Genomic DNA, 2052 nt, shown 5'->3' with positions numbered 1-2052 from the left:
AGTGAGAACGGTATTGCTACCGGGCCACGGCAGTCGTGTCGGTGACTTAATGCAACCAAGCTTAGAAGATTGGCAAGGTGTTGTAGCTCATCATACGAAGCTATTGGAGCAAGAGTATGATTCTGTGTGGCTTGGCGGTTATTCAACAGGTGCGAACCTTGTGACTTCACAGGCGATGAACGATCCTAAGATCTCTGGGTTACTGTTGTTCTCTCCTGCGTTTCAACCGAGCTCTTCTGCAGTTCAATATGCGGAGCTAGCAAGCTATTTTGTCACTTGGGCGGATCAAGATCCTGAAGACAATGTACTTCGCTATAACTCACTGCCAATGAATGGTGCTTCGGTTTACTACCAAACCTCAGAAGTGGTTCGTGAGGGCCTTCAAGACAAACACTTTGATAAGCCCGTGTTTATTATGATGAGTGAAGGCGACAGTGTCATTGATACCCACTTCGTTCAGCAGGCATTTACGGAATCCATGCCAAACCCAAATAACGTGTTGATTTGGCAAGGGGAAACCACACTTGACGATCCTCGCGCTGTTCAATACAGCATGAAGATCCCAGAGCAACGTATTTCGAACGGCTCTCATATGGGTTTACTGTTCTCGCCAAGCAATCCTTACTACGGGATCAATGGTAGCGAGAAGATCTGCTCCAATGGTCAAGAGGAAGGTTTTGAAGCACAGTGCAACGCGACAAGTGAAGTGTGGTACTCAGCGTGGGGATATCGTGAAGAAGGTAAAAACCATGCGCGTTTGACCTACAACCCGTACTTTTCAGATTCCATGGAAAAGCTCGATGCGGTGCTGAATTCAGAAGGCTAACAAGCTCAAGTCTTTCGAAACCAATCCATAGAAGTCAAAAAGGCTCACTAGATAACGTCTAGTGAGCCTTTTTAATGGATATCGTTTCTTACCAATATATGGACTACCGCTATATCGTCCACACCACGCGCACAGCGAGCAGAATCAACACCACGCCTGATAATCGATCGATCAACTGCGCTTTTGCTCGAATGCGCTCTACGATCAACGGGCTAGAGAGCACCAAAGTGATAAAGGTATACCAAAGGCCATCAACAATCAGCGGCGTTGAGACAATAATCACTTGATTGCTCAGTTCATTACCTAACGCCACAAATTGGCTAAATAGAGCGATAAAGAACAGAGCGATCTTAGGGCTCAAGATAGAGATCAAGAAAGCTTCGCGAGCAGACTGCATGTAGCTCATCTGTTCACCCGCTTCCAATTTCGCGGCAACTCCACCTTTCGAACGCAACGCGTTTACACCGAGATAGAGCAGATACGCGGCACCCGCTAAACTGATCCCTTTGAACAACATTGGTGATTGCTCAAGCACAACGGCTAAACCGACAATGGTTGCGAACGCGTAGATACCTATACCCGCAGCGTGTGACCAAGCTGCGATAAGTCCGTTCATACGGCCACCAGCCAAACTGTGCTTAGCGATCATCGCCAAGCTTGGGCCCGGAGACATTGCACCCAATAAGCAAATCGCTAATAAAGAAAACCAAATTGTTACTGTCATCATTCCATTCCTAGTAAAACAAAGCGTTCCAGCTGAACACTCTACAATTAATACTCAATACTTAGCGCTTACAATAAGCCGCAGTAGGTATTATTTGAAATCAAAGATTATCATCACTGGTATGATTTGAAATCATACTTATATTGTAACTCGACTTTTGGATGGCTTTAAACGCTTTCTCTCGAGCCCATTTATGGGCAGAGTCGTTGTCATACTTAGGATGCCACATCAGCCAATAGGTATGCATTTCTGTCTCAAACGGCAGCGAAAAGTAAGCGACATCGAGATGTCGACCCAAGTTGTAAGCAATATGCTCCGGCACAATCATCAAGTAGTCGTCTTGCATTAACACGTTTCCCGCCGATGAAAAGAACGGTACCTGCAATGCGATTCTGCGTTTATGTCCCTGTTTCTTTAACGCAATATCCGAATAGCTGTCTTTGTCTCCCCCACCCGTGACTTTGATATGTGAGTAATTCACGATGTCTTCCGAGCTTATGGC

2 protein-coding genes and 1 pseudogene are annotated in these 2052 nt (G+C 45.9%); 1 reads left to right on the top strand and 2 read right to left on the bottom strand.

The genetic code is table 11. The features are described 5' to 3' along the window. A partial coding sequence (locus AB4653_RS19110; protein WP_372105012.1) for an alpha/beta hydrolase occupies window positions 1–826 on the top strand: 826 nt, incomplete at its 5' end. Window positions 827–935: 109 nt separating this feature from the next. Here the strand turns inward: AB4653_RS19110 and AB4653_RS19105 are convergent. Continuing rightward, a complete protein-coding gene (locus tag AB4653_RS19105) occupies window positions 936–1550 on the bottom strand; it encodes a LysE family translocator (RefSeq protein WP_009845685.1) in 615 nt (204 codons plus the stop codon). Window positions 1551–1650: 100 nt separating this feature from the next. Continuing rightward, window positions 1651–2052 (bottom strand): annotated as a pseudogene (locus tag AB4653_RS19100) (LysR family transcriptional regulator); the annotation flags it as partial.

The sequence above is a fragment of the Vibrio sp. 10N.222.48.A3 genome (assembly GCF_041475345.1).
Taxonomy (GTDB): domain Bacteria; phylum Pseudomonadota; class Gammaproteobacteria; order Enterobacterales; family Vibrionaceae; genus Vibrio; species Vibrio tasmaniensis_A.
Note: the sequence above shows the minus strand (reverse complement) of the source record. Positions and strands in the feature narration are given on the sequence as shown.

What these genes read in the sequence shown, in the direction of transcription:
- AB4653_RS19105 (WP_009845685.1), bottom strand. Translation starts at nt 1,550, where the DNA reads ATGACAGTAACAATTTGGTTTTCTTTATTAGCGATTTGCTTATTGGGT.